This is a genomic window from Arthrobacter mobilis, from assembly GCF_012395835.1.
Lineage (GTDB): Bacteria > Actinomycetota > Actinomycetes > Actinomycetales > Micrococcaceae > Crystallibacter > Crystallibacter mobilis.
This window is the reverse complement of the sequence record NZ_JAAZSQ010000108.1, coordinates 1-505: the sequence shown is the minus strand read 5'-3', so window position 1 is coordinate 505 and position 505 is coordinate 1. Positions and strand designations below refer to the sequence as shown.

1 protein-coding gene is annotated in these 505 nt (G+C 68.1%); it reads left to right on the top strand.

The window, feature by feature from the left end:
* Window positions 1-497: hypothetical protein (locus HGG74_RS21100; protein WP_205762294.1), on the top strand; the 497-nt coding region annotated here is incomplete at its 5' end.
* Window positions 498-505: the final 8 nt, after the last annotated feature.

Genomic DNA, 505 nt, shown 5'->3' with positions numbered 1-505 from the left:
TCGGGCTGGCGCAGGGGCGGGGATCGGAGAAGTTCATGGAACTGCCTGTTCGTCCGTCCAGGCAGCACCGGTTTACCGCCGAGGAGCGGTGGGCACTGCTGCAGGAGTACGACAAGTGCATCGACCAGGGTTCCAAGGCCGCTTTCTGCCGTACGGTGGGAATTAACGCCAGGACGGCCCGTGACTGGGCGCGGGCCCGGGAGGCGGGGCTGCTGAAGCCGCCCGGTTCCGCCGGCCGCTCGGCCGCGTATGTGAAGGGCGGGCTGATGGACAAACGGGACCGGGCGGAGCTGGAGCGGCTCCGGCGCGAGAACGCGGCCCTGAGGAAAAAGCTCGAACAGTCCGAGGCCGCGGTCGATGTTCTGGGAAAAGCATCCGCGCTCTTGGAGTCTTTGGCCAGGAGCGCGCAGGCTGCGCAGGAACCGGAGGTCCCGGAGGAGGAAACCCGGGGCCTGCCGGACTGGCTGCAAAAGCCCGGCACCGGAACATCCTCGTGAGCCTGGTG